Annotated in this window: 5 protein-coding genes; all 5 read left to right on the forward strand. The window is 71.4% G+C overall.

Going from position 1 to position 4,434, the window contains the following annotated elements; all coding sequences use genetic code 11:
• Positions 1-88 precede the first annotated feature (88 nt).
• The 5 genes from C1J00_RS38810 to C1J00_RS38830 all read left to right on the forward strand — a co-directional run bounded on the left by C1J00_RS38810 (position 89) and on the right by C1J00_RS38830 (position 4,400).
• The gene (locus C1J00_RS38810; protein WP_102913582.1) at positions 89-1,423 is read left to right on the forward strand and encodes a hypothetical protein; all 1,335 of its coding nucleotides are present in this window, start codon (positions 89-91) and stop codon (positions 1,421-1,423) included.
• Positions 1,424-1,600: 177 nt separating this feature from the next.
• On the forward strand, positions 1,601-1,963 hold the full coding sequence (locus C1J00_RS38815; RefSeq protein WP_102913583.1) for a hypothetical protein: 363 nt from the start codon (positions 1,601-1,603) through the stop codon (positions 1,961-1,963).
• A gap of 108 nt (positions 1,964-2,071) precedes the next feature.
• The gene (locus C1J00_RS38820; protein ID WP_102913584.1) at positions 2,072-2,860 is read left to right on the forward strand and encodes a hypothetical protein; all 789 of its coding nucleotides are present in this window, start codon (positions 2,072-2,074) and stop codon (positions 2,858-2,860) included.
• 173 nt (positions 2,861-3,033) lie between these two features.
• Positions 3,034-3,465, forward strand: a complete 432-nt coding sequence (locus tag C1J00_RS38825) for a hypothetical protein (protein ID WP_102913585.1) — start codon at positions 3,034-3,036, stop codon at positions 3,463-3,465.
• Between the two features lie 92 nt (positions 3,466-3,557).
• On the forward strand, positions 3,558-4,400 hold the full coding sequence (locus tag C1J00_RS38830; protein WP_102913586.1) for a hypothetical protein: 843 nt from the start codon (positions 3,558-3,560) through the stop codon (positions 4,398-4,400).
• Positions 4,401-4,434: the final 34 nt, after the last annotated feature.

A 4,434-nucleotide genomic window follows, 5' to 3' on the forward strand; every position in this document is an offset into this window, starting at 1 on the left:
TCACCGGCCCGCCCGGTGCAGGCGCAGGGCGCACCGCCCCCACACCAGTCCCGGAGAGCACCGGGACGTCCCGAACGAAGGAACCCCCGTGATCACTGCCACGCAGCGCGCCGAAGCCATGGCGCAGCAGATCCTGATCTCCGCCCGCCTCCACAACGACCGCGTCGTCACGCACGATGAGGTGGACGCCGTCATGAGTCGCGACCACGACAAGGAGCAGGGCAAGGCGAACAAGGAGATGGTGCGCCGCATCATCCGCAAGCAGGCAGCATCGGAGTTCGTCCGGGTCATCTTCACCGAGGATGAGCGGTACTGGGCCATCCGCGAACAGCTCCACCACATGAGCGCCGACGCGGTGCACGCGCTGCGCGACGAGATCACCGATGGCGGCGACGACGACCCGCGCGGCTGGGACAAGGCCCTGACCAACGCCATCTCCGTCCGCCTGTCCAACCGCCCCATCCCGGCCCGCCTGTGGGGCTGCAAGCCGGTCTCCATCCGCCTCTGGCGTGAGCCGCGCCCCCGGCCGGCCGCCGACGAACGCCCGGCCACCGACGAGCGCAAGCACGTCCGCATCGTCAACGGCGGCACCCGTCACGTCATCCCCACCCGCGACGCCCTCACCGAGATCAACGCCGCGATGATGCAGCCCCTCGTCAAGCGCCAGGTCCGCGAGATGTCCGCCGCCCGCTCCAGCGCCCGCATCGTCTACAAGGACGAGCGGGGCACGGTCGTACTGCGCCCGGCCACCGAGGAGGAGATTGCGGCCGCCGACCGCCGAACCGCCGCAACGCCGTTTGCTGCGCTCGCCGCGTACGAGGCAGCCACTCACGCCGCACTCGGCTCCGCCCCCCGCGACCTCGCCGACCTCGCCCGGCACCTGTTCACCCTGGGGAAGTTCGCGCCCCCGGAGCACCACCTCGAAATCGTCGAGACGCACAGCGCCGTCGAGGAGGCGTGGGACGCCCTCCGCAGGGCCCGGTGCCTCATCGACCGCAACGCCGCCCACGACAAGGCGCGCGCCGCCGTCGAGCGGGCCCGCGAGGCGATCGTGGCCGTCGCTTCCCGCGCGCACCGCATGCACGGCACGGACCTGCCCGGCACCGCCGAGGAGATCCGCAACGCGGCCCTGGGGTACAACGCCGTCGACGCCACGTCCGAGGAGCTGTCCGCCGTCACGACCGGCACGCCCACCGTGCGCGTGCACTGCCGCAGCGACTCCGGCACCGGATGGACCGTCACCGCCACGATCACCGCCGGGGTTGACTCGCCCATCGGGCACATCCCCGCTCACCCGCCCATCGCCCTGACGTTCCGCAAGCGCGACGGCCGCCACGACGCCGCCGAGAACACCCGCCGGATGTTCGGCCGCCTCTTCCGCGTTGACGTTCCTGTCACGTACGACCTCGACCCCCGCCCCTGAATCCCCCGCGCCGCCCGGCCGAACGGGTCGGGCGGCGCATCCCGGGCTCATACGCGCACGCGCGCGTGTGGACGGTCCCAGAAGTCCCAAAACCCCGCCTGTCTGCTCTGTTGCCGCTGTTTCGGCGTCCGGGTCCGCCCGTGGCCTGTACGCCGCTCCAAGGGAGGTTTCAGCTCCATGCCGCTGCCGTCTTGGCTCCAGTCCCACCTGCCCGCCCCCGAGTCGCCGAGGTGGACGTTCGAGTCGTTCACGGACGAGGTGGCCCGTCTGCTGGGTCTGCCACCTGCCCGGCCGTGGGAGACGTGGGAGCGGAACTACGACACTGACCGTCTCTGGATGACGTGGAAGGCCAACCGGAGCGGTGCGAGCCTCTGCTTGGACCGGCCGCACGCGGAGCTGCGCGAGTACATGGTCATCAGCGTTGAGTGGCACCAGTCCCCGGCCCCGGCCGACGTCGCCGCGATGGTCCGGGCGTACGAGCGGCGTAGCCGTGTCCAGTCCCTTCGGTCCCTGCTGGCCCGGGTGCTGCGCCGCGGCTGAGCCCCAGTCCTGCCCAGGTGTCTGGGCGTTCGAGTGTGCCGGTCGCAGCCCGCGGCCGGCGTCCCCGCGGCGGAGAGCACCGCCGCATCCCGAAGGAAGGAACAGCGCGTGAGCGCGTACGTAGAGATCCCCCGCCCGTACGAGTCGGGCCCCGACCGGTTCACGGTGGAGCTCCACTTCCCCGCCGCGTCGAAGCGCAGGGCGAAGCAGCACCACGACGTGGCGTGGCACCTGGCCGACGTCCACGGCGTGGAGGCGTCGACGCCGTACAGGGTGAACCCCCGGTGGTCGATCTACGAGGAGAACTGGGGGAACCGGGAGCGGCACGGATGGCTGGACGAGCGGCGCTTGCGCGTCGACGGCCCCCCGCGCGCCCTGGCCCGGTACCTCGCGGCCCTGACGCGGGTCCTGGACGCCGTGGAAGGTCTCGCCACCCGCGCGGTCCGGGCGTTCGGGGCGTGGAAGCGCTCTGTGGCCGTTGAGCCGCACTTGGAGTACGAGGACGCGTCCACCATGCGTATCCGGTCCCGGGAGTTCCGTGCTGACGCGCTGGGCGCCCTGGTGCGGGGTCTCGCCGGAGCCGTGTCGGACAGTCCGGTGCGCGACAGCTCCCGGCCGCTGTGGGAGCAGTACGGGACCGTGGCGGCCGAGGTGTGGGCGGACGCCGGCGGGGTCGACCTGGTCGAGGCGCCGGAGGAGGACGTCGCCGCGCACCTGGCCCGGATGCTGCCCGAGGAGCCGGAGCAGGGAGAGCTGTTCGCGGCCGAGGACGTCACCGTGCAGCCGCGGCCGGCGTCGACGTCGAGCGCGGGGGCCGTGCCCGTCCCGGTGCCTGTCGTTCCCGTCCTGACGGGCGTAGGGAGGGACGATCCCGGGCGGTACGGCACCGCAGCCTGACCGGCCCCACGCCCACCCACTCCCCGCGAGTCTCGGAACAGTGCAGCTCTGAGACTCGCGGGTCTCATGTATGGCCTTTTTCCTGGGTTTCCCTTCCCTGACAGTCTCATTGCTGTACTATTCGAGGTGTTGGCGGAGAGCACCGCCAAAGTCCCGAAGGAAGGAACACCGCCATGACCGCTGTCCTCCTGGCCGTGAAGCCCACGGAAGAACTGGCCGAGCAGTACGGGCCGATGCGCACTCTCCTGCACCACGAGAAGCCCACGCAGCTCACCGTCGAGCAGTGCGACGTCTATGAGTGGAGCATCGCGGCCGGGGAGACGCTGCGGGAGTCGACCATCGACGGCACTGACGGCACCGCGGACCTGATCATCCGGTTCGTCAAGTACGTCGACCCGGTCACCCAGTGGACCCGGTACGCCGTCGACTACTGGTCCATCAAGGCGTACTGGGCGACCGACCACCACGTCCGTGCCGTGGCCGAGTCCGCGTACGTGGACGCCGTGCGCGGCGAGTTCGCCGAGCCCACGCTGACGCTCCCCGGGGAGCGGTTCCGGTTCTCGCGGGGCCTGGCCAGCTTCTACGACGTCACCGACGTCATCTGACCGGCCGGTCCCCCTCGCCGGGGCGCGACCGTACGCGCCGCGCCCCGGCACCCTCCCCCAGCTCGCCAGACTTCCCCGAGGAGAACTCCGTCATGGCCACGAAGACCGGCATCGACACCGTCCCCACCAAGCCGCAGGCCGATTTGCTGATCGCCGCCCTGGACGCCGAGAACCACCGCATCCCGTCCACGGCCACCGGCCGCACGCTCGACATCATGCTCCGCCGCCAGTGGGTCAAGGAGTACACCGCGAACGGGCGCCTGGCTTCGACCGTCCGGGACTACCCGGGCTTCACCCACTTCCGTCTCACCCACCACGGCGTCAACGCGGCGAAGAAGGCGCGCGCCGCCCGTGCCGCAGCGGCCGAGCGGGGCCCGGCGACCCTCGACGTCGAGGGCATCGGCTGGACCTGCGTGGAGGCGGGCCGGAAGTGGGCCACGGAGTACGAGGGCGTGAAGTTCGAGCTTGAGCGCCGCACCGCCAACGCGCTGGACGGATGCCCGGACACCGGCTGGTACCTGTACGGCGGTAGCCACTTCGGCGAGTACATGGGCGCGCGCTTCAAGGCGGCCGCCGTGGAGGCGTTCCCCTACGTCTGCCCGAAGGACGGGCACCCGCAGCCGGAGACCGAAATCAAGGACTCAAGCCAGCTCGCCGAGGGCGACATCGTTCGCGAGCACGGCATGCGCGTCCGGCTGGACAAGCTGACGACCGTGGAGCGCCAGGGCCTCACCGTCTACCACTGGGCGGGCACCGTGCTGAACATGCCCGAGGTGCGCGAGGCGAAGCACGTTCCCCTGTCCTTCCTCCGCACGCAGAAGTGGGAGCCCGGTCAGGGCTGGGTGACGGACCGGGAGGACTACTGGGCCGTCCAGGGCAACAAGCTCGCGACGTGGGCCGTCGAGGTACCCACCGACGCGCCGGCCCCGGCCTAGCTCCCCCGGCCGGGGCGCGCCCCAGAGCTGTCTC

Source organism: Streptomyces cahuitamycinicus (assembly GCF_002891435.1).
GTDB classification, from domain to species: domain Bacteria; phylum Actinomycetota; class Actinomycetes; order Streptomycetales; family Streptomycetaceae; genus Streptomyces; species Streptomyces cahuitamycinicus.

Bases quoted from the DNA above. Each gene is read 5' to 3' on its own strand.
- C1J00_RS38815 (WP_102913583.1), top strand. From the start codon at position 1,601: ATGCCGCTGCCGTCTTGGCTCCAGTCCCACCTGCCCGCCCCCGAGTCG.
- C1J00_RS38825 (WP_102913585.1), top strand. From the start codon at position 3,034: ATGACCGCTGTCCTCCTGGCCGTGAAGCCCACGGAAGAACTGGCCGAG.
- C1J00_RS38830 (WP_102913586.1), top strand. From the start codon at position 3,558: ATGGCCACGAAGACCGGCATCGACACCGTCCCCACCAAGCCGCAGGCC.